The organism is Aeromonas sp. S13(2024) (genome assembly GCF_041402405.1).
Lineage (GTDB): Bacteria > Pseudomonadota > Gammaproteobacteria > Enterobacterales > Aeromonadaceae > Aeromonas > Aeromonas veronii.
Genome location: NZ_JBGLRA010000001.1, coordinates 506,160 through 529,202, shown reverse-complemented (window position 1 = coordinate 529,202; position 23,043 = coordinate 506,160). Strand labels below are relative to the sequence as shown.

At 60.2% G+C, this 23,043-nt stretch carries 17 protein-coding genes; 11 read left to right on the top strand and 6 right to left on the bottom strand.

Annotated features, from left to right (window positions below; genetic code table 11):
* Positions 1-215: 215 nt before the first annotated feature.
* The 3 genes from ACB042_RS02370 (at position 216) to ACB042_RS02360 (ending at position 3,332) form a co-directional block, all read left to right on the top strand.
* Entirely contained in the window at positions 216-959 is a 744-nt protein-coding gene (locus tag ACB042_RS02370) for a phosphatase PAP2 family protein (protein WP_371177704.1), read from the top strand.
* 99 nt (positions 960-1,058) lie between these two features.
* The gene (gene rnt / locus ACB042_RS02365; protein WP_160880297.1) at positions 1,059-1,736 is read left to right on the top strand and encodes a ribonuclease T; all 678 of its coding nucleotides are present in this window, start codon (positions 1,059-1,061) and stop codon (positions 1,734-1,736) included.
* A 273-nt stretch (positions 1,737-2,009) separates the two neighbouring features.
* Entirely contained in the window at positions 2,010-3,332 is a 1,323-nt protein-coding gene (locus ACB042_RS02360; RefSeq protein WP_005344933.1) for a Na+/H+ antiporter family protein, read from the top strand.
* Between the two features lie 490 nt (positions 3,333-3,822).
* On the opposite strand, the gene ACB042_RS02355 is transcribed toward ACB042_RS02360, so the two are convergent.
* The 4 genes from ACB042_RS02355 to ACB042_RS02340 all read right to left on the bottom strand — a co-directional run bounded on the left by ACB042_RS02355 (position 3,823) and on the right by ACB042_RS02340 (position 10,094).
* Positions 3,823-5,724: a DEAD/DEAH box helicase gene (locus tag ACB042_RS02355; protein WP_005337260.1), complete on the bottom strand. Its 1,902-nt coding sequence runs from the start codon at positions 5,722-5,724 to the stop codon at positions 3,823-3,825.
* A 180-nt stretch (positions 5,725-5,904) separates the two neighbouring features.
* Positions 5,905-6,366, bottom strand: a complete 462-nt coding sequence (locus ACB042_RS02350) for a hotdog fold thioesterase (RefSeq protein WP_064338216.1) — start codon at positions 6,364-6,366, stop codon at positions 5,905-5,907.
* A 168-nt stretch (positions 6,367-6,534) separates the two neighbouring features.
* A complete protein-coding gene (locus ACB042_RS02345; protein WP_058058504.1) occupies positions 6,535-7,023 on the bottom strand; it encodes a hypothetical protein in 489 nt (162 codons plus the stop codon).
* Positions 7,023-10,094, bottom strand: coding sequence for an FAD-binding and (Fe-S)-binding domain-containing protein (locus ACB042_RS02340; protein ID WP_371177703.1), 3,072 nt, complete (start codon positions 10,092-10,094; stop codon positions 7,023-7,025). The genes ACB042_RS02345 and ACB042_RS02340 overlap by 1 nt, the downstream gene beginning before the upstream one ends.
* Positions 10,095-10,261: 167 nt before the next feature.
* Between ACB042_RS02340 and ACB042_RS02335 the strand changes: the two genes are divergently transcribed.
* The 4 genes from ACB042_RS02335 (at position 10,262) to ACB042_RS02320 (ending at position 15,473) form a co-directional block, all read left to right on the top strand.
* Complete coding sequence (locus tag ACB042_RS02335) at positions 10,262-11,188, top strand: cation diffusion facilitator family transporter (RefSeq protein ID WP_371177702.1); 927 nt, start codon at positions 10,262-10,264, stop codon at positions 11,186-11,188.
* Between the two features lie 299 nt (positions 11,189-11,487).
* The gene (locus ACB042_RS02330) at positions 11,488-13,023 is read left to right on the top strand and encodes a TerC family protein (protein WP_319920525.1); all 1,536 of its coding nucleotides are present in this window, start codon (positions 11,488-11,490) and stop codon (positions 13,021-13,023) included.
* Between the two features lie 195 nt (positions 13,024-13,218).
* Entirely contained in the window at positions 13,219-14,340 is a 1,122-nt protein-coding gene (locus ACB042_RS02325; protein WP_371177701.1) for an alkene reductase, read from the top strand.
* Positions 14,341-14,486: 146 nt separating this feature from the next.
* The gene (locus ACB042_RS02320; protein ID WP_371177700.1) at positions 14,487-15,473 is read left to right on the top strand and encodes a zinc-binding dehydrogenase; all 987 of its coding nucleotides are present in this window, start codon (positions 14,487-14,489) and stop codon (positions 15,471-15,473) included.
* Positions 15,474-15,584: 111 nt separating this feature from the next.
* On the opposite strand, the gene ACB042_RS02315 is transcribed toward ACB042_RS02320, so the two are convergent.
* Positions 15,585-16,649, bottom strand: coding sequence for an adenosine deaminase (locus tag ACB042_RS02315; protein WP_371177699.1), 1,065 nt, complete (start codon positions 16,647-16,649; stop codon positions 15,585-15,587).
* 197 nt (positions 16,650-16,846) lie between these two features.
* Between ACB042_RS02315 and ACB042_RS02310 the strand changes: the two genes are divergently transcribed.
* From ACB042_RS02310 to asnB, 4 genes are all read left to right on the top strand, one after another.
* Positions 16,847-17,596 (top strand): HAD-IIA family hydrolase, encoded by a 750-nt coding sequence (locus tag ACB042_RS02310; protein ID WP_005337281.1) that lies wholly within the window; start codon positions 16,847-16,849, stop codon positions 17,594-17,596.
* Between the two features lie 54 nt (positions 17,597-17,650).
* Complete coding sequence (locus tag ACB042_RS02305) at positions 17,651-19,225, top strand: cation:proton antiporter family protein (protein WP_005337288.1); 1,575 nt, start codon at positions 17,651-17,653, stop codon at positions 19,223-19,225.
* 130 nt (positions 19,226-19,355) lie between these two features.
* A complete protein-coding gene (locus tag ACB042_RS02300; protein WP_371177698.1) occupies positions 19,356-19,724 on the top strand; it encodes a cupin domain-containing protein in 369 nt (122 codons plus the stop codon).
* A 192-nt stretch (positions 19,725-19,916) separates the two neighbouring features.
* A complete protein-coding gene (asnB, locus tag ACB042_RS02295) occupies positions 19,917-21,581 on the top strand; it encodes an asparagine synthase B (RefSeq protein ID WP_371177697.1) in 1,665 nt (554 codons plus the stop codon).
* 118 nt (positions 21,582-21,699) lie between these two features.
* On the opposite strand, the gene ACB042_RS02290 is transcribed toward asnB, so the two are convergent.
* A complete protein-coding gene (locus ACB042_RS02290; protein WP_371177696.1) occupies positions 21,700-23,034 on the bottom strand; it encodes a capsule biosynthesis protein in 1,335 nt (444 codons plus the stop codon).
* Positions 23,035-23,043: the final 9 nt, after the last annotated feature.

The window sequence follows — 23,043 nt, the reverse complement described above, 5'->3', positions numbered from 1 at the left end:
CGCCATTCTAGCGCAAAGCCGCCCGAGATTTCAGCCTGTGATGCAATCCGGCGCGAAACGGGACCACATTGCGCGGCAGCCGCTCCATCCGCCCGCTCAAACAGAGGATGTCGCCACAAATGTGTAAGCAGAGGTAACAAACGTGCTGCTCGGCTTTGTCCGGGCATATCACGGTGGCACAATGCCCCTCTTTTTCGCGATCGCCCATACCCACCATGCCGCCACACGCTTCGTCGCTCCCAACGTCAACCGCCTCACTCACCCGCAGCCAGGTGCTTGGCTTCACTGCCCTGTTGATCCTGCCCCTGTTACTGCTCGCCACCCTGCCCTGGCAGCCTTTTCTGACCGGCTCCCTGCAATCAGGTTGGTTATGGTGGTCATACGCCCTCACCCGCATGGTCGATCTTCCCGGGATCGGGGTCAGTGGCGCCCTCTTGCTGCTGCTGACTCGCTACAAACTGAGACTGGAGTGGGCCTCTTTCATTGCGCTGGGGTGTGCACTGGCGGCCCTGCTTGCCAGCGACTGGGGGCTCAAGAGCCTGATCAAGCACCTGACCGAAGAGCCCAGACCCTATCTGCTCTGGCTGGAGAGTCAGGCGCTGATCCCGGCCATCAAGCACTTCTACGCCAGTAGCGTCGATGTGCGCAGTGAACAGGTTCACGCCGCCAGCCAGCTGCTGGCCCTGCCAGAGTGGCTCGGCCACCACTGGCAAAAGGAGGTGAATTACGCCTTCCCTTCTGGCCACAGTATCGCCGCCATCAGCCTGGCCCAATTTTTTGGTCTGATCTGGCTGGCCCGCGCCCCCACTGGGGTCTGGCTGTTGCCACTGTGGGCCCTGGGGGTTGGCATGTCGCGCATGGTAATGGGGATGCACTGGCCAGTGGATGTGCTGGCCAGCGCCCTGCTGGGTACGCTCACGGCGCTGATCGCCGCCCGCTGGTGGCTGCACAGATATTGACTCCGGCGCCATCTTGGCGCGGCATCCTGCGTGGGATGGGAGGACAAGCCTGTGCTTTTTTGCCATAATGCCGCCTCATTTTATCCCGACCGAGATCCCATGACCGACGCAGTTCATACCCTCAAGGGCCGTTTCCGTGGTTTTTACCCCGTCGTCATCGATGTTGAAACAGCCGGGTTCAATGCCAAGACCGATGCCCTGCTCGAAATCGCCGCTTACACCCTGAAAATGGATGAGCAGGGCTGGCTCGTTCCCGATCAGGTATTCCACTTTCATGTCGAGCCCTTCGAAGGGGCCAACCTGGAAAAGGCCGCGCTGGAGTTCACCGGCATCGATCCCTACAACCCGTTGCGTGGCGCTGTCTCGGAAAAAGAGGCGCTGACCGAGATCTTCAAGGGAATCCGCAAGGGGATGAAGGAGCAGGATTGCGGCCGCGCCATCATAGTGGCCCACAACGCCACCTTTGATCACGGCTTCGTGATGGCTGCCGCCGAGCGCGCTGGCCTCAAGCGCAATCCGTTCCACCCGTTTGCCACCTTCGACACCGCTGCTCTCTCCGGATTGGCGCTGGGGCAGACCGTGCTGGCCAAAGCGTGCCAGAGCGCCCGCATTCCGTTTGACAATAAAGAGGCGCACTCTGCCCTCTATGACACCGAACGCACCACAGAGCTGTTCTGTCATATCGTTAACCGCTGGAAGAGCATGGGGGGTTGGCCGCCTGCGCATCCGGATGATGACACAACCGATGCCCCTACCGATGATGAGGGACAAGAATAAACGGATGAAGGCTGCCACTGGCAGCCTTCGCTTTTTGGGGAAGTGATTGATTGCACAGCGCACCGGAAATCGCTATCAAGGTCACTATCCACCGCTGAGCGCGGGATGCACGGAGACAAACAGGTCACAAACCCTCAGGTTGAGCAACCTTGTGCCACATGCTGCTGCAATATGAGGGGTTTGACTGATTTTTTTCTCGACATTTGTCACATTTTTCGCAAACTAACTCCCCTTCACATGACAGACAGCAATAACAAACTATAAGGAAATCAAATGAATCCAGTTGTTATCGCAGTCGGGCTGATGCTGGTGCTCAGTCTGCTGCGGATCAATGTGGTGGTCTCGCTGGCGCTGGGTGCCATTGCGGGCGGTCTGGTGGGCGGGTTGTCGTTGACAGATACCCTCACCACCTTCAGCGGTGGCCTGGGCGGTGGCGCCGAGATTGCCCTCTCCTACGCCATGCTGGGCGCCTTTGCAGTTGCCATCTCCCGCTCCGGGATCACCGACCTGCTGGCCCGCAAGGTGATCAGCCAGTTGGGCAAGGATGCCAGCTCGACCCGCATCATGTGGGTCAAAACCCTGCTGCTCTCTTCCGTGCTGGCCGTGGCTATCTCGTCCCAAAACCTGATCCCGGTTCACATCGCTTTTATTCCCATCCTGATCCCGCCGCTGCTGCATGTGATGGCGCAGATGCAGATCGACCGTCGTCAGGTGGCCTGTGTCATCACCTTTGGCCTGACAGCTACCTATATGGTGCTGCCGGTCGGCTTTGGTGGCATCTTCCTGAATAACATTCTGGCCAAGAACCTGATCGATAACGGCGTGCCCATCACCACCAGCCAGATCCCGCTGGCGATGGCCATTCCGGTTGCCGGTATGGTACTGGGCCTGCTGATTGCGGTATTCATCAGCTATCGCAAACCGCGCCAGTACGATCTGGCCAAGATCCTGGATGCCGAGCCCGAAGCGGTCGAGCTCAACCTCACCCACATCTGGGTGGCCCTGCTGGCCATTGGCGTAGCGCTGGGGCTGCAACTGATGACCAACAGCATCGTACTGGGTGCGCTAGCCGGTTTTGTCATCTTCACCTGCGGCGGCGTCATCAAGTTTCGCGAAAGCCAGGATGCCTTCACCCAGGGGGTGCGGATGATGTCGCTGATCGGCTTCATCATGATCTCCGCCGCCGGTTTTGCCGCCGTGATGAAGGCGACCCACGGGGTCGACTCTCTGGTCCAGGTGGTCGCCTCCGGCATCGGTCAGCACAAAGGGATCGCCGCCTTCCTGATGCTGCTGGTGGGTCTGCTGATCACCATGGGGATCGGCTCCTCCTTCTCCACCGTACCCATCATCGCCACCATCTATGTGCCGCTCTGTCTACAGCTCGGCTTCTCACCGATGGCGATCATCGCCCTGGTCGGTACCGCTGGCGCGCTAGGGGATGCGGGTTCACCGGCCTCCGACTCGACGCTGGGCCCCACCTCCGGCCTTAACGCCGACGGCCAGCACGACCATATCTGGGACAGCGTGGTGCCCACCTTTATTCACTACAACATCCCGCTGGTGATCTTCGGCTGGATTGCCGCCATGGTGCTCTGATAGCCCCTCGGGCTGCGAACTCTGCACGTCACAATGCACAACAAGAAGGCGACCAGATGGTCGCCTTCTTCATTGATGCCAACCAATTACCCCGCTCGATATGAATAATGGCTGCCTGCCAGACAAAGCCTCTGAGCGGCCACCTAGTCGCCACCCCTTGCGACCGCCGGAGTCAGCGGGCGCAATGCTGTCACTCCCCATCCAACCATCCGCCCAAGTGCACACGTCCCAACGCTTGCCAATACAAAGAAACGGCTGCCAGCTCAGACCTATGGCAGAACGGCGGATGATACCCGACCACGTCACAACCGCCTGTCGAGTAGAAAAGGTATTCTCTCTTTCCCCGACATCCAGTTATCAAATAGTGGCCATCATGCGCTCACCCATGTAACGGCTTATGCCGATCTGGCGTTCAGTAAGAACACAGGGTAAACCGCAGGCAGAAAAAAGGCCGCTCAATGAGCGGCCTTCTTCATAACGGGATCAGCAATCAGCTTTCGCGACGCTTGCCACCGAATTTGCGATCTTTGTTGAAGCCACCTTCACGGCGCTCACCGCTCTTGTTGAACGGACGGTCACCCTGGGGACGGCGATCCTTGTTAAAAGGACGGTCGCCGCGGAACGGACGATCACCACGGGGCGGGCGGCTGCTGGTGTTGCCACCGGCCGGCACTTCGGTGTAGCGGGTGATTTGCAGCGGACGCTGGCAAACACGGGCTTTCTTGATCACTTCCAGTACATCGGCGGTCATGCCTTTCGGCAGATCGACGGTGGAGAAGTCATCGGCGATGTCGATGTTGCCGATGAAGCGGCTCTCGATGTTCGCTTCGTTGGCGATGGCGCCCACGATCTGGCCCGGCTTGACACCGTGATGGGCACCCACGTCTACGCGATAGCGCTCCATCTCCACGTCCGGATTGTCTTTGAGCGGACGCGGCTCCAGGGACGGCATGCGACGGGCAGGACGATCGCCACGGTCACCGAAGTCACGACCACCACGGTCGTTGAAGTCACGGCGCTCGAAGCCACCACGATCGTTGCCAGCGTTCAGCAGCGGATCCGGAATGGAGTCATCCAGCAGCAGCGGTTGGTCACCCTGTACCAGCTTGGCCAATGCAGCAGCCAGCTCCAGCGGATCGGCAGAATCCTCTTCGATCAGCTCGTTTACCAGGTTGTGGTAGATCTCGAGCTCTTCACCCATCATGGTTTCGCGGATGCGCTCCTTGAACTTGGCCAGACGGTGCTGGTTGATGTCCTCGGTGCTCGGCATCTTCATCGGCTCGATGGCCTGACGAGTTGCGTGCTCGATGGCGCGCAGCATGCGGCGCTCGCGCGGAGCCACGAACAGGATGGCCTCGCCCTTGCGACCGGCACGACCGGTACGACCGATACGGTGAACGTAGGATTCGGTGTCGTACGGAATGTCGTAGTTCACTACGTGGGTGATACGCTCAACGTCCAGACCACGGGCAACCACGTCGGTGGCGATCAGGATGTCCAGCTGGCCCTGACGCAGCTTGTCAACGGTACGCTCACGCAGCTTCTGCGGGATGTCGCCGTGCAGCGCTTCACAGGCGTGGCCACGAGCGGCCAGCTTGCCAGCCAGCTCTTCAGCGGCGTTTTTGGTACGCACGAACACCAGCAGGGCTTCGTAGGATTCCACTTCCAGCAGACGGGTCATGGCGTCCAGCTTGTGCAGACCGGTTACCTGCCAGTAACGCTGGCGAATAGTGGTCGCGGTAGCAGTCTTGGAGGCAATTTTGATCTCTTTGGGCTGCTTCAGGTGCTTCTGGGCCACGCGACGGATCTGCTCCGGCATGGTGGCAGAGAACAGGGCAACCTGACGAGTGCTCGGGCACTGCTCCATGATCCAGTCAACGTCGTCGATGAAGCCCATACGCAGCATTTCATCAGCTTCGTCCAGTACCAGTGCTTTTAGGCCGGAGAGGTCCAGGTTCTTGCGACGGATCAGGTCCATCACGCGGCCTGGGGTACCGACGACAACCTGGGCACCGCGACGCAGGGCGCGGGTCTGGGTTTCGTAGGAGGCACCGCCGTAGATGGGCAGCACGTGGAAATCAGGCATGTGGTGGGCATAGCGTTGGCACGCTTCAGCCACTTGCAGCGCCAGTTCGCGGGTAGGCGCCAGCACCAGGATCTGGGTGTTGCGGTTACCAGCTTCCAGACGAGACAACAGAGGCAAGGCAAAAGCAGCGGTCTTCCCTGTACCGGTTTGCGCCTGCCCCAGCAGATCGTGTCCCGCCATCAGGTGGGGAATTGCTGCGGCCTGGATCGGTGACGGGCGCTCATAGCCCACGTCCTGCAGCGCTTTCAATACAGGCGCGGCCAGTCCAAGCTCACTAAAAAGGGGCAGTTGTTCGGTATCAGACATAGATTCTTCCAGATTAAGGCAGGCGGCTAACACCGCGGAATAGCAAAAAGGCGGCGATTATAGCGCCACTTTGTTCTGCTGTCTTGAAAAATGTGATAAGCCTCTCAAGACGTTGGCAATTATAGAGGGATCTGACGAGTATGGCTTGCTTATTTTGCACTCATAGTGCGTTATTGCAGATCACTCCTCGCTGGAGTCCTTGCCCCGCTTGTGTTTGAGCACCGCCATGGTCAGTCGGCTGGTGCACAATAAACGCTCACGTTCGTCCCGAATTTCAATCTGCCACACCTGGGTTGTTGCTCCCAGATGGAGCGGCGCGCAACGCCCGGTCACCACCCCTTCCCGCTTGGCTCGCAGATGGTTGGCATTTACCTCCAGCCCCACACAGTAGCTATCTGGCCCGACCGCCATATTGGCCGCCAGCGACCCAAGCGTCTCCGCCAGCACCACTGACGCGCCGCCATGGAGCATGCCAAGAGGCTGGTGGGTGCGGTGATCCACCGGCATAGTGGCCTCCAACCAGTCTGGGCCAAAAGCGGTATAGATGATATCGAGATGGGCCATCAGGGTGTTGCGAGAGGTGGCGTTGAGCCCCTCCAGACTCATGGGTTTACGCCAGATGGGCGCAATATCGTGACTCATTGCGAGCAGACTCCTTATGAAAGCGATGAATGCGTACCGATATGAGTGAAACGCCCTCCATCGGCAACATGGTTCGGTTATGTGAGTTGTTGGTTACCGGGTGACGTAGTAACAACGCAGCCCCGACCCGGCGCTGCGTGTTACACAATCATGCCCTTAAGCGGAATGTCACCAAGGGTAGGTAACGCCGGGCCACTCGGACCAAGGCACTTCTCGCCCCGGCAGACGGGGTTCTGGCCACTGCCACACCCTGGCGAGCCAGTCGCGCAGCTGAATCTCCAACTCCTCATCCGTGATAGGCGCCTCGGCCACCTTCCAGAAGAAGAGCTCCACCGCTACCTCAGGCAACACCGAGGGGTAGAGATAAACCCCGCCCCAAAATTGCGGCTCCCGATCCGGGCTCCAGAGGCCATAGGCAAAGGAGCGCTTGGCCAGAAACTCCGACTGCTGCCACTCCAGATCTCCTTCGTGCTGGCTCAGGCTGAAATTGGCCGAGGGCCAGATATCGTTCGGGCGAAACAGCTGATGGAGCTGCTCGCGCTCGCGCAACATGGCGACAAACTCCACCACCGCCTGAGCGGGAGTTGCGGGTAACAGCAAGAAACGTGGATGCCGATAGGCCTTCGGCACCCGAAACCGCTTGGGAAACGTCAGCATCAGAGCAGCTCCAGCAGGGCTTGCAATGGATGTTTGAGCTTTTCCCCCTCCATCCGTTTGACCTGACTGCGGCACGAATAACCGGTCACCAGACAGCGCGCTTTGGGTAGACGGGCGAGCGGGTCGGCCCAGCTCAACCCATAGATGCCCTTGGAGTTCTCCACCTGTTTGACATCGTGACCATAGGTGCCCGCCATACCGCAACACCCCACAGAGACCGGCTTCAAACTGGCCCCAAAGCGGCCAAACAGGGTGCTCCAGTCACCGTGAGTGGAGGGCTTGGCGGTCTTCTCGGTGCAGTGGGCAAACAGATACCAGGGCTCGCTCCCCTCCTCGCTCTTGGTCTTGTCGGTTCGAGCAGGCAACTGATCTACCGGCAGCGAGAGCAGCCACTCCTGCGGCAACAACACCTGAAAATCACCGCGGGCCGACCCCAGCGCCTTGGCATACTCGTCGCGATAGCAGAGCACCATGGCCGGATCCACCCCCACCATGGGAATGCCAAGCGCCGCTACCTTGTTGAGGAACTGGGCGCTGTTGGCGGCGGTGCGGGCAAAGGCACGCAGGAACCCCTTGATATGCTGGGGTTTACCGTTGGGTTTAAAGGGCAGCAAGTAGGGCTGGAAGCCGAGCTTGCTGGCGAGTTTCACCAGGTCGCGCACCACGGGGGCGTCGTAATAACTGGTGAAGGGGTCCTGCACGATGAGCACCACCTGCTTGCGTTGCTCGGCACTCATCCGCTCCAGTCCCGGCAGATCAAAATAGCGGGCACGGTTATCGTGCAGGCTCTCGGCCAAGGTCGGCACCGAGAGCAGCGGCACATCGACCATGCCGATACTCTTCTCGGTCGCCTTCTGGGCCCACTCTTTTTCGAGGAAGAAGTTGACCAGCTTCGGCGCCTTGGCGAGCAGCGGCGCATAGCTCTCCACCGTGCCGACGAAGTAATCCTTGGGGGTACGCAGGTAGCGGCCATGGTAAAGCTGCATAAAGCGGGCGCGAAAATCGGGCACATCCACCTTGATCGGGCACTGGCTGGTGCACGCCTTGCAGGCCAGACAGCCAGCCATCGCCTCCATCACCTCGTGGGAGAAATCATACTCGCCGCGCTGTTTGGCCCAGCTGTTGCGCACCTTGTCCACCAGCTGTTTGAAGCGCACACCACCGGATTGCAGCGCCACCTCTTCCGCCAACGGGTCGAAGCCCTGCTCTGCCAGCTGACGCAACCATTCACGCATCAGGCCCGCTCGCCCCTTGGGTGAGTGGCGGCGATCGCGGCTGATCTTGACCGAGGGGCACATGGGGGAGTCGGTCTCGAAGGTGAAGCACAGACCATTGCCGTTACAATCCATGGCACGGGTGTAGCTGGTTCGCACCGCGAGCGGGATCTGGCGGTCAAACTTGCCGCGCTTGGGCCCATCCACCGACACCAGCTCGGCATCGCTGCCATAGGGGATACAGATCTTGCCCGGGTTGATACGGTTGCCCGGGTCGAACGCGCCCTTGACCCGCTGCAGCTCTTCCCACAGCTCGCCAAAGAAGGCGGGGCTGTATTCGGAGCGAAAGCCCTTGCCATGCTCCCCCCACATCAGACCGCCATATTTGGCGGTGAGCGCCACCACCTGATCGGAGATACGGCGCAGCAGCACCTCCTGCTCGGGATCGCACAAATCCAGCGCCGGGCGCACGTGCAGCACACCGGCATCAACGTGGCCAAACATGCCGTAGTCGAGGCCGTGGGCGTCCAGCAGGGCACGAAACTCCATGATGAAATCGGCCAGTGACTCTGGCGGCACGGCGGTATCTTCAGTGAAGGCCACTGGCTTCTTGCGTCCTTCGGCGTTGCCAAGCAGCCCCACCGACTTCTTGCGCATAGTGTAGATGGTTTCGATGCTCGGCAGGTGGTCACACACCTGATAGCCGATAATCCCGGCCTCGCCCTTGGCCAGCAGCTCGTCGATACGACGGCACAGCTCTGCCACCTTGGCCTTGTGTTCTGCCTCGTCGGTATCGGCAAACTCGACGATGTTGAGCCCCTGCAGATCCTTGCCGAGCACATCCTGAATAAGATCTTTCACCGAATGCCAGATGATGTCGGCACGGGCCAGCCCGAGCACCCGGGAGTCCACCGTCTCCACCGATAGGGCCTGCGCCTGCACCATAAAGGGGGCGTTGCGCAGAGCCGAAGGAAAGCTGTCGTACTTGACGTTCACGAGCGTACGGTAGCGCGGGATGGGGGTGATATTGAGTTTGGCCTCGGTGATAAAGCCGAGAGACCCTTCCGAGCCGCACAGCACCCGGCTAACATCCAGCGTGTCGGTATCGGGTTGATAGAGGTGCTTGAGATCGTAGCCGGTCAGAAAACGGTTGAGCTTGGGGAAAGTCGCCTCGATGTCGGCGCGGCGCTCCTTGCCGATGCGATAGAGGGTGCGATAGATCTCTCCTTCGCGACTCTCCAGCGCCAGCTTGTCGGCAAGCCGTTCGCTACTTAGCGGCTCGGTCGCCATGATGTCACCATTCTCCAGCACGGCTTTGAGGCCGAGCACGTGATCCGAGGTTTTGCCGTAGACCAGCGACCCCTGCCCCGAGGCGTCGGTGTTGATCATGCCCCCTAAGGTGGCGCGGTTGGAGGTGGAAAGATCCGGCGAGAAGAAGTAGCCATGGGGCTTGAGATAGGCGTTGAGCTGGTCTTTCACCACCCCGGCCTGGGCACGCACCCACCCCTCCTCCAGATTAATTTCCATGATCTGGTTCATATAACGGGAGAGATCGACGATAATGCCGCCGCCCAATGACTGACCATTGGTGCCGGTACCGCCACCACGAGGGAAAAAGCTCAGGGAGGCGAACGCCGGCTCTGCGGCCAGCTTGAGCATTGCTGCTATGTCGTCCGCACTGCGCGGATAGAGAACCGCCTGAGGTACTACCTGATAGACGCTGTTATCCGTCGCCATCGCCAACCGACTTGCATAAGACTTTTCGATATCACCACGAAATGCGCTGCGCTCTAGCAACTCAAGAAACTGCAGGGTTGCGGGTGACAAACTGTCCTGGTAATCGAGTCTCGGGATCATGAATCCTTGTTCCCATCCTTTGCTTGATGCCGGCACGCCGGCGACAACGACTGGCCAGCCGCCTATCAATGGCAGTCAGGCCAGTCCGCTCACATGTGAGCGGGCAGTATATCAGCTAGAAAACCGCTTGCGCTTGGCAATATTCACTATTTGAAAGGAGGACTTTTATGGCTCACCACAGCCATGTTATCAGTACGCTGGTCACCACCGAAAAACAGGCGCTTACCCTGTCGCTGTTCGGTTGTATCACCTTTGCCATCTTCGGCATCGGCTACGGCCTCTTCGTCGGTTCCAACGCCATCATGCTCGATGGTATCTTCACCCTGTTCAGCATGGGTATGACGGGCCTTGGCCTCATCACTGCCTATCTCGTTACCCGCCCTTGCGATGCGCGCTTCCAGTATGGCTATGCCCACTTCGAGCCCATCACCAACGTCATCAATGGCGCTATTATCTTGCTGCTCTGTCTCGGCGCCCTCTATAGCGGCATCACCGCCCTGCTGGATGGCGGACGGGAGATCGATCTCGGCCACGCCCTTATCTATGCCGCCGTCTCCACCTTCTTCTGCGCCATCATCTATCGCATCGAAGCCCAGGTCGCCGAGCAGGTAGACTCCGAGCTGGTGCGGGTCGACTCCAAAGAGTGGCTGGTGGATACCCTGCTCAGCGCCACCCTGCTTATCGGTTTCGTGGTCGCCATTGGCCTTGATGCCATCGGCTACGGCCAATACAACCGCTACATAGACCCGGTGCTGGTCTCGCTGCTGGCCCTCTGCGCCACCCTCATTCCCATCAAGGTGCTCGGTCGCAACCTGCGGGAAGTGTTGAAGATCGCCCCCAAGGGGGATGTGCCACGGCAAGTCGAGCAGGAGATCGAGGCGCTGCGCCAGCGCCACGGCATCGAGTGCTACAGCCATCTGGCCAAAAGCGGTCGCCGCTTCGATCTGGAATTGAACATTCTGGTGGCGCCTGGTCAGGAGTGGCCTGTCGAACGTCAGGATGCCCTGCGCCAGGAGCTCTGGTCTCGCCTTGGCGACACCCTAGGCGATGCCTGGCTGTCGGTCTGTTTCACCCGCGAAAAGCGCTGGTTGTAACGACCGCACGGGGGAGCGCGGCTCGGCCGTCTCCCCTGTCACATCACAAGCCCATCACGCCACGCTGACACTGCTCTTGCCAAATTGGTGCCAGCCGCTATCATCAGGGCTCATTTTTCACCCGAGGTTTTATTGCCCATCATGGACAATCCCCGAAGTTGCCCTTCGTCTCTCTCTGTCAAAGCCTATCTTTTTCTGCTCAATCAGCGCCTCTGAATAACACCCTTGCCTTGCTGTTACTGCGGCCATCGTGCGCCGTGATTACTCTCTGCTCTGTCTGTTTTTATTGAGGTCATACAATGGAATTGCTGCTGGATCCCCATATCTGGATCGGTCTGTTTACCCTGATCATTCTGGAAATCGTGCTGGGGATCGACAACCTGGTCTTTATCGCCATTCTGGTGAAAAAACTGCCCCCCGCCCAACGGGACAAGGCCCGCGTCATCGGCCTGTCGCTGGCCCTGCTGATGCGACTAGGACTTCTGAGCGTCATGTCATGGCTGGTCACCCTGACCACCCCGATTTTGCACCTGTGGGATCACCCCTTCTCCGGTCGGGACCTGATCCTGATGGGGGGCGGCCTGTTCCTGCTGTTCAAGGCCACCTCCGAGCTGCATGAGCGGCTGGAAGCCAAACCCCAGGATGATGGCCCGGTCGGCGCCTACGCCAGCTTCGGCGTGGTGATCGCCCAAATTCTGGTGCTGGATGCGGTCTTCTCGCTCGACTCCATCATCACCGCCGTCGGCATGGTGGAACACCTTGGCGTGATGATGGCCGCCGTGACCATCGCCATGGTGGTGATGGTGCTCGCCTCCAAGCCGCTGACCCGCTTCGTCAACGCCCACCCCACCGTGGTGGTGCTCTGTCTGAGCTTCCTGCTGATGATCGGCTTCAGCCTGGTGGCGGAAGGCTTCGGCTTCCACATTCCGAAGGGCTACCTCTACGCAGCCATCGGCTTCTCGGTGCTGATCGAGTTTTTCAACCAGCTGGCGCAGCGCAGCGCCATGCGTCACGAATCCAAACAGCCCCTGCGCGAGCGCACCACCGCCGCCATCTTCAAATTGATGGGCAGCAAGGCCTATCAGGATCAGCCGGATGACGATCTGGATGCCCCGGCCGTAGCGCCGGTGAGCTTTGGCGAGGAGGAGCGCTATATGGTGACCGGGGTGCTGTCGCTGGCCGAGCGCTCCATTCGCACCATCATGACGCCTCGCTCCGAGATGGCCTGGATCGATATCAACGACTCCAGCGACGAGATCCGCGCCCTGCTGCAGCGCGAGCCCCACAGCCTGTTCCCGCTCTGTGACGGCGAACTGGACGAGGTGCTCGGGGTGGCCAAGGCGCGCGATCTGTTGTTTGCTCTCAATGAGGGGCAATCTTTGAGCGAACTGGCCAAGCAGAACGACCCCATTATCGTTCCGCAAACCATCAACGTGATCCGTCTGCTGGCGGAGCTGCGCAAAGCCAAGGGGAGCCTTATTCTGGTCTCCGACGAGTTTGGCGTGATCCAGGGACTGGTCACCACCCACGATCTGCTGGAGGCCATCGTCGGCGAGCTGCCGGACGAGGACGAAACCCCGGATATCGTACGCGATGGCGAAGGGTGGCTGATCAACGGCAGCACCAACATCCATCATGTGGAGCAGGTGCTGGAGCACGAGGGGCTGGTGAGCGAGAGCGATGAATACGTGACCCTGGCGGGCATGCTGCTCTCCCACTTCGGCACTCTGCCCACCCCGGGCCAGCAGTTGCAACTGCAGCAGCTCAACTTCGAGGTGATCGAGGTGAGCGAGCGGCGCATCGAGCGGGTGAAAGTGATGCCCGCCACGGCTTGAGCCTGCCACCAGCAGAATACAGAAGAGGGCCAGACGGCCCTCTTTTTTATGCTTCAACTTTATGCCTCAACGCCTCTTTCCCGACGGTTTGCGCTGATTGCTGCATCAAGTGCAATTCTCTTGTGCAATTACCCCTCTTTTTCACAACAAGATGGCGGCATAAAGTGGCCTCACTTCCACCATGAGGAACTCAAGATGAGCCACGATCACCTGTTCTGCCCGCTGCGCCTCGGCCAGCTGCACCTTGCCAACCGCATCGTCATGCCCCCCATGACCCGCTCCCGTGCCAGTCAGCCGGGTGATGTGGCCAACGCCATGATGGCGAGCTACTACGCCCAGCGCGCCGAGGCGGGCCTGATCATCAGCGAAGGCACCCAAATCGACCCCATGGGCAAGGGCTATGCCTGGACGCCGGGGATCTACAGCGCCGAGCAGATCGCTGGCTGGAAAGGGGTGTCCGATGCCGTGCACGCCAAGGGGGGCACCATCTTCGCCCAGCTCTGGCACGTGGGCCGCGTCACCCATCCGGATAACATCGGCGGCGCCCAGCCCATCTCCGCTTCAGCCCTGCCCGCAGTGGGCGTCAAGGTGTTCGTCGATAACGGCAGCGATGCGCCGGGCTTTGTCGAGACCGTCACTCCGCGCGCCATGACTCAAGCCGATATCCATGCGGTGGTAGGTCAGTTCCGTCAGGCGGCTCGCAACGCCATCAGCGCCGGTTTTGACGGCATCGAGCTGCACGCAGCCAACGGTTATCTCATCAACCAGTTCCTCGACTCCGAATCCAACGCCCGCACCGATAGTTATGGCGGATCGCTGGAAAACCGGCTGCGCTTTCTCAAAGAGGTGACCGAGGCGGTAAGTAGCGAAATCGGGGCCGAACGTGTCGGGGTGCGTCTTGCGCCGCTCACCACCCTCAACGGCACAGTCGATGCCAACCCGCAGGAGACCTATCTGGCGGCCGCCCGTCTGCTGGGCCAGCTCAACGTGGTCTACCTGCATATTGCCGAAGCGGACTGGGACGATGCCCCCCTGATGCCGGAGAACTTCAAGCAGGGTCTGCGGGATGCCTTCCCCAACACCCTGATCTACGCCGGTAAATATGATGGCGAGCGGGCACGTGCCGCCCTAGAAGCGGGCTGGGCCGACATGATTGGCTTTGGCCGCCCCTTCGTTGCCAACCCGGATCTGCCGAACCGGCTGCGCCACGGCTATCCGCTGGCCCCCCACGATCCGGCCACCCTGTTTGGCGGCGGCGAAAAAGGGCTGACCGACTACCCCGTCTATCAGGCCGATGACGCAGCGACCAGCCGCTGATTGCCAATGGCCAACCGGCCACGTAACGCAGGCCCCACTGGTTGGGGCCTGCTGTATTGTTGCCCATTCGCAGCAGTGGCGGTTTCACTGTCTTGCTGTTGCAATGATCTCGCTGTTATCTCCCCTCGCTTTCACAAGGAGTCATCATGAATCACACCCAAGCCTGGTGCTGGCATGCCCCCGGTGAACCGACCCAGCTTACCCTCGCCGATCTGCCCCTGGCACCGCTCGCCCCTGACGAGGTGCTGGTGACAAACCGGGTCATCGCCTTCAATCCGGTGGACTGGAAGCTGATCGAATATGGCCACTCCAACTGGCAGGATGGTCAGGTGCCCGGCGTCGATGGCATGGGCACTATCGTGGCCCTCGGCACCAACGTCAGCCACCTGCGTCTCGGCGCCCGGGTCGCCTATCACACCGACCTGCGCCACCACGGCAGCTTTGCCCGCCACACCCGGGTACCAGCCCGCGCCCTGCTGCCAGTGCCCGATGCCCTGAGTGACGAGGCGGCCGCCGCCCTGCCCTGTCCCGGCCTCACCGCCTGGCAGGCGCTGGCCAAGTTGCCGCGCCTGCACGGGGAAGCGCTGCTCATCACAGGTGCCGGCAGCAGCGTCGGCCGCTTTGCGGTGCAGCTCGCCCTCCAGCAAGGAGCGCGGGTCTTTGCCAGCGCCAGCTCACGCCACCATCACTGGCTCAAGCAGATAGGTGTGCAGGGGGTGGCCGATTATCGGGATCCCGACTGGCTGGCCACCTTGCAGACTGCCAACGGCAACGAGCCGTTCGAGGGGATCATCGATCTGGTCTCCAGCCAACAGGCAGAGAGCTTGCTGCCCGCGCTGGGCTACTACGGTCACATGGTGACTGTGCTCGGGCGCATCCCGCACAATCCGTTGCCCGCCTTTAGCCATTGCCACTCATTGCACGAGATTGCGCTGGGCGCCCAGCACGCCTTTGGCAGCGACAAGCAGTGGAGCCGACTGGTGGTCGCCGGTGTCGCCATGATGGATCAAATGGCGAGCGGCGAGCTGACCCTGCCGCCGCTGGTGGTCGGCGACTTTGAGGCGCTGCCCACCCTGCTCGAGCGCTTCAAGCGCGAAGGACAGGGTGAGAAGTTTCTGGTGCGAGTGGCATAAGGCTGACCTTCCCCGATAACCACACCGACCATTGAAACGAAAGAGGCCCGCCAGTGATGGCGGGCCTCTCTTTATATAGTGCATGTTATCTCGACTTCATTAGCGCCTGACTCAATGCAGGATCACCCCGTGAGTCGCGGCATAACTGCGGATCTCCCGGGTCAGGCGCGCCTTGTCGGCCAGAGAGAGCCAGCTCGCCTCAACGGCATTGAGCGACAAGCGGCAGAGCTGACTCATGGTCGCGCCAAGGCCATCGGCCAGCGCCACAAAGTTGGCATTCATATAGCCGCCAAAGTAGGCGGGGTCGTCCGAGTTGATGGTGACGCAGAGCCCCTGCTCCAGCAGCCGCAACACATTGTGCTGGGCCATATTGCCGAACACCTTGAGCCGGGTGTTGGAGAGGGGACAGACGGTAAGCGGCAGCCGGGTATCGGCCAGATAGCGCAGCAGCTCGGGATCGTCTGCCGAGCGTATCCCGTGATCGATGCGGCATACCTGCAGCTCGTTGATCGCCTGCCAGATGTAGTCGGCAGGCCCCTCTTCGCCGGCGTGGGCCACCACCGGCAGCCGCAGCTCGCGGCATTTGGCAAAGACCCTGGCAAACTTGGTCGGCGGATTGCCCCTCTCCCCCGAGTCGAGGCCGATGCCGTGAATGCGCGAAAGGAAGGGCATAGCCTCTGCCAACGTCGCGAACGCCTCCTCTTCACTGAGGTGGCGCAAGAAGCTCATGATCAGCCGCCAACTGATGCCAAACTCCTTCTCCCCGGTCTGCAGCGCCCGCTCGATGCCGCCCAGCACAGTAGCAAAGGGGACGCCGCGGGCGGTATGGGTCTGCGGGTCAAAGAAGATCTCCACATGCACCACCTTGTCGGCGGCACAACGCTCAAGATAGGCCCAGGTGAGGTCGAAGAAGTCCTGCTCGGTCACCAGCACGCTGGCGCCGCGATAGTAGAGGTCGAGAAAGGATTGCAGGCAGTCAAAGTCATAGGCGGCGCGCACGCTGGCCACATCGGGCCAGGGCAGTGGCACGCCGTTGCGGCGGCCCAGCTCAAACATCAGCTCGGGTTCGAGGCTGCCCTCGATATGCAGGTGCAGCTCCAGTTTCGGCAGTCCGGCGATAAATTGCGCGGCGGTGAGGTGTTCGGGTGTGACTGGCTTGGAAATCGGGGTGTCCATAGCGACGGCTCCATCAGCAAAGTGATCCGGCGTCAGCCCCTCCACCAGACTGACCCGACGGCAGCTTTATTGTGCACCGAAGTGACGAGACAGGGGAGACTTGTCATCAAACAGACTTATAATGGCGTCACAAAAATCATAAATGATTGAACATCTTAACGATTGGCGGCTCGCCTGCGCCCTGACAAGGAGTTTTCATGAAGAAGAACGTCATCTGCGATATCGACGGTGTCATCCTGCACAACAACGATCTCATCCCCGGTGCCGACCGTTTCGTCCATCGCCTGCTGGAGCAGGGCAGCAAGCTCTTGTTCCTCACCAACTACCCGGCCCAGACCCAGAAAGATCTGCAAAACCGCTTCCGCTCCGCCGGGATCGAAGTGCCGGAGGAGTGCTTCTATACCTCCGCCATGGGCACCGCCGACTTTCTCAAGCGTCAGGATGGCAAGAAGGCCTATGTGATCGGTGAAGGGGCGCTGACCCACGAGCTCTACAAGGCCGGTTTCACCATCACCGATATCGACCCGGACTTCGTGGTGGTGGGCGAGACCCGCAACTACAACTGGACCATGATGCAACAGGGGGCCAAGTTCGTCGATCAGGGGGCCCGCTTTATCGCCACCAACCCCGATACCCACGGTCCCATGATGCACCCGGCCTGCGGCGCCCTGTGCGCCCCCATCGAGCGGATGACCGGCAAGAAGCCGTTCTATGTCGGCAAGCCGAGCGCCTGGATCATCCGTGCGGCGCTCAACCGGATGGAGGCCCACTCCGACGACACCATCATCATCGGCGACAACCTGCGCACCGACATTCTGGCGGGCTTTCAGGCCGGTCTCGAGACGGTGCTGGTGCTCTCCGGGGTGAGCAAGGTCGCCGATATCGACCGCATGCCGTTCAGACCGAACCACATCTTCGACTCCGTGGTCGACATCGATATCGTCTAATCACCACCCAAGCGTTAAACAGGGCAGGTCTCTCCTGCCCTTGCAGGATCTGTTATGGAACCCATTCTGATCGCCGTGGCCTTTGGCTGCGGCATGGTAGTCAATCTGATTGGCCTGCCCCCCCTGCTCGGCTTTCTGGCCGCCGGTTTTATCCTCAACGGCATGGGATATGAAAATACCCCCGCCCTGAGCGAGGTGGCCGATCTCGGCGTCACCCTGCTGCTGTTCACCATCGGCCTCAAGCTCAATATCAAAACCCTGATGCGGCGCGATGTGTGGGGCACCACCAGCCTGCACCTGCTGCTCTCCACCCTGCTCTTTACCGTGGTACTGCTGGTCTGCAAGGGGCTGGGGCTCGAGCTTGCCCTCTCGCTGGACTGGAAACTGGCGCTGCTGCTGGGTTTTGCCCTCTCCTTCTCCAGCACCGTCTTCGCAGTCAAGGTATTGGAAGATCGCAGCGACATGAATGCCCTCTACGCCCGCATCGCCATCGGGGTGCTGGTGATGCAGGATGTGTTCGCCGTGGCGTTTCTGGCCTTCTCCAGCGGCAAGTGGCCCAGCATCTGGGCGCTCTGGGTGCTGGGATTACCGCTGCTGCGCCCGCTGCTGTTCAAGCTCTTGGAGCGGGCCGGTCACGGCGAGCTGCAGGTGCTGTTCGGAGTCTTTCTGGCGCTGGTGGTCGGGGCCGCCGGTTTTGAAGTAGTCGGCCTCAAGCCGGATCTGGGGGCCCTCATCATCGGCATGATGCTCGCCTCCCACCCAGCTGCGGCGGGGCTGGCCAAGGCGCTCTTCAACCTCAAAGACCTCTTTCTGGTCTGCTTCTTTCTCACCATCGGCCTCAACGGCCTGCCGACCCACGACACCATGTTGCTGGCACTGGCGCTGGTGCTGGCCCTGCCGCTCAAAAGTGTCCTCTACTATCTGGTCTACAGCGGCGCCCACCTGAGGGTGCGCACCGCCCTGCTCTCCACCCTGGCGCTCACCAACTTCTCGGAGTTTGGCCTGATCGTCGCGGCCATCGCCGCCAAGGCGGGCTGGCTCTCCCACGAGTGGCTGGTGGCAGTCTCGCTGGCACTGGCGGCGAGCTTTATGATCTCTGCCCCGCTCAATGCCCAGAGCGAGCGCATTTATCACCGCATCGGCCACTGGCTGCGGGGATTGCAAGCGAGCAACCTCCATCCGGAAGACAGGCCCATCGAGCTGGGCGATGCCGAGGTGATCATCCTCGGTATGGGGCGGATCGGTCAGGGGGCCTACTTCGAGCTGGAGAACAAATACGGCAACGTCATTCTCGGAGTGGAGAACGACAGCGAGAAGCTGCCTACCCTCCGTGCCCAGGGGATGAACGTCATCGAGGGGGATGCCACCGATACCGACTTCTGGGACAAGGTGCTGCTCTCCAATCAGGTCAATCTGGTGCTGCTGGCGATGCCCCACCACTCGGGTAACCTCTACGCCATCGAGAAGCTGCGCAGCCACGGGTTCAACGGCAAGATCGCCGCCATCGTCCGCTTCGAGGATGATATCGCCTCCTTGCAGGAGCAGGGGGTGGATGCGGTGTTCAACGTCTACAACGAAGCGGGCAGCGGCTTTGCCCGCCATGTGATCCGCCGTTTGCAGCCGCTCTGATCCTGCGGCCAGCGGCTCTTGGCAAGGGAATGCACATCGTTTAAGTTATGCACAACCTCGTTTAATAAAACGAACAATCGCGGGGCCGGGATGGCCCCGCTTTCCTATCTGCCGAAGCCAAGGAGGCACCATGAAGACCCTCAACGACTGGATTTTGCCGGGCCGCCACGAGACGGCCCCAACCCCGCTGATGCCCGCCACCGAGCGCATTAAAGCTGGCAACCCGGCGCAAACGGTGTGGAACCACTACTCAGATCCCAGCCAGCAGTTTCACGTGGGCTTCTGGGCTTGTGAGCCCGGCCGCTGGGCCATCCACTACACCGAGCACGAGTATTGCCAGCTGCTGGAGGGGGATGTGGTGATCCACGACAGCCAGGGCGGCCAGCTGACCCTCAAACCCGGCGATCAATTTGTCATTCCCGCCGGCTTTATCGGTGAGTGGGAGACCCTTACCCCCTGTCGCAAGGTCTATGTGATCTTCGAACCCGCATCGGCTTGACGTTCACGTCAGCCTGCCCCGTTTTAGCAATCCTTATCCTGTTGATCCGCTTGACGCTTACGGCATGATTTTCTGCGGTTTTCCCGCTTGCAAAAGGTTTTTCCGCTAGGCATTGTGTCTGACGAGGAATGTAAATGGAATTTCGAGCCCAAACGTGGGGGGCTCATATAAAAATCAAGAGGATTACCGCCAATGTGTTCAATTTTCGGCATTCTGGATATCAAGTCCGATGCAGTAGCCCTGCGCAAATCGGCGCTGGAGATGTCCAAGCGACTTCGTCACCGCGGGCCTGACTGGTCCGGCGTCTACAGCTCCGACAAAGCCATTCTGGTGCACGAGCGTCTGGCCATCGTCGACCCGGGCAATGGCGCCCAGCCGCTCTACAACCCCGAACGCACCCATGTGCTGGCGGTCAACGGCGAGATCTACAACCACAAAGAGCTGGAAAAGACCCTCAAGGTCGACTTCCAGTTTCAGACCAAATCCGACTGTGAAGTGCTGCTCGCCCTCTACAAGGAGAAGGGCCCGGCGTTTCTGGACGATCTCAACGGCATCTTTGCCTTCATTCTTTATGACGCCGAACAGGATGCCTACCTGATTGGTCGCGACCACATGGGGATCATCCCCCTCTATACCGGTCGCGACGAGCACGGCAACTTCTATGTCGCCTCCGAAATGAAGGCGTTGGTACCGGTCTGCAAGAGCGTCGAAACCTTCCTGCCGGGACACTACCTGTGGAGCAAGGATGGCGAGCTCAAACAGTGGTACAAGCGCGACTGGATGGAATACAGCTCGGTCGAGCACAACGTCAGCGACAAGGCGGAGCTGAAAGCGGCGCTGGAAGCTGCGGTCAAGCGCCAGCTGATGTGCGACGTGCCTTATGGCGTGCTGCTCTCCGGCGGGTTGGACTCCTCCGTTATCTCCGCCATCACCAAGCTCTATGCGGCGCGCCGCATCGAGGACGATGGCAAGAGCGAAGCCTGGTGGCCGCAACTGCACTCCTTCGCCGTCGGTCTGGAAGGGTCTCCGGATCTCGCCGCCGCCCGCAAGGTGGCTGATCACCTCGGCACCATCCACCACCAGATCCACTTCACCGTGCAGGAGGGTCTGGATGCCCTGCGCGACGTCATCTATCACCTCGAGACCTATGACGTCACCACCATCCGAGCCTCCACGCCCATGTACCTGATGGCTCGTTACATCAAGGCGATGGGGATCAAAATGGTGCTCTCCGGCGAAGGCTCCGACGAGCTGTTTGGTGGCTACCTCTACTTCCATAAGGCGCCCAACGCTCGCGAGTTCCACGAAGAGAACGTGCGCAAGCTCGCCTCTTTGCACCTCTATGACTGCCTGCGCGCCAACAAATCGATGGCCGCCTGGGGTGTCGAGGGTCGCGTGCCCTTCCTCGACAAGGAGTTCATGGACGTGGCGATGCGCCTGCAGCCGGCTGACAAGATGTGTGGCAAGGGCAAGATCGAGAAGCACATCCTGCGCGAAGCGTTCGAAGATCTGCTGCCCCACGAAGTGGCATGGCGCCAGAAAGAGCAGTTCTCCGACGGCGTGGGTTATTCATGGATCGACAGCCTGAAGGCGATGGTCGAGACCGAAGTGACGGATCAGATGTTCGAGGCGGCCGCATTCCGCTTCCCCATCAACACCCCGCTCACCAAAGAGGCCTACTTCTACCGCGCCATCTTCGACGAGCACTTCCCGCTGGAAGCCGCCGCCCGTACAGTGCCCTACGGCAAGTCGGTCGCCTGCTCCACTCCTACCGCGCTGGAGTGGGATGCCAAGTTCAAGGAGATGGCCGACCCGTCAGGCCGCGCCGTAATGGACGTGCACCAGCAGGGCTACTAAACCCGGACGGAGCAACCCAAGCGCATAACGTCAGATAGCAAAAAGCCCTTCACCATGGTGAAGGGCTTTTTTATGATTCAGCGCGACGTGCCGGGCCGGCAGCGCAAAAACTGCCCTCCTATACGGGCAGTGTTGAGCACCAGGACCCGACCGAATGCAATCCGTCCGCAATACGCTCATAAGTGGCCAACCAGGGTAAGGTAAAGCCAACCATTTTATGCACACTGGCCCGATGCCCCCATGACACCTCCTCATCACTGCGATGCCGGGTGTCGAGCTTCATCTTTTCCATTACCGCCAGTGCACTCATATTCAGATGACGGTAAAAACTGGCATTGAGCTGGGTCAGATGGAGCAAGGAGTGGCGCACCCGTTTGAATGTCTCGGCACATACGGGGCTCTGCTTGTGCCAGAAGGATTCCAGTGAGCCTGTGGTGGTAAGGCCGTCAATGTCATAGAGTGCACGCCCCATGCAGAAGGTAGGCACATCATGCAACAGCGCAGAGAGACCGACCGTACTGTTGATGGTGATAACCCCTTTGAGCAAGGGATACAGGGTTGGCAGCGGCAGTTCATAACCGTAAAAGACCCTCCCCTCCAGGCCAAGCACTGCGATGAGTCTGTTTATCTGGGCGCGATAACTGACATAGCCCCGATCCATGGGGTGATGCTTGAACAGCAACACATCTTCGGGTTTGGCATGCTGCGCAAAGGAGTTGATCACCTGCGCAACCATCTCCTCTACCCCGCTCAAGTCAGAGTGTTCCCTGATCTGAAAATCTTCGGTCACTTGCAGTGGCACAAAGAAGATCCGCCCGGCGTACTGCGGCAACGCTTTGAGCAAAGCGCGATCCTGGCGCAAGTTGCCGTATTTCACCATGGCGCCGCAGACCCACCCCATCGCCTCCTGCACCAGATTCCAGGGGCGATGATTGACAAAATGGGGATAACGCCACTGCATCAGCGCCTTGCTGATATGGTAACGACTGGCATTCCAGGCGCGCACAGCAAAGGTCTTACCCACCTTCAGCGAACTATCATAAGGCACAGGCCAGTCCAGCTCGGCAAGCTGATCACGACGCTCATACCAGGGGCTGAAGGCATTGACCCCCCCCTGTTCCAGCGTGACGTAATCGGGTCTGAGATAGCCCTCCTCCATCGCCCAAAATGGCAACTTCTTCAGCTTGCAGATACGGCCAGCAACCAGATGGTAGTAACGGCAATCTCCGTAGCAGATCACCGAATCGATAGCGTGATGCTTGAGCACCCGGCGGAAAAATGCATTCCAGCTCTCCGGTTTACCACAAAAGCGCAGATTTTCCCCCGCACAAGGCCAGCACTCATCCCCGCCATTGAAATGGATCTTCACCACCTGATGCCCCGCTTCGGTCAGCTGACGACTCAAGGCCTGAAAGAAAGGGCCAAGCGGTCCTTGTAGTAACAAAATCTTCATTGACGATGT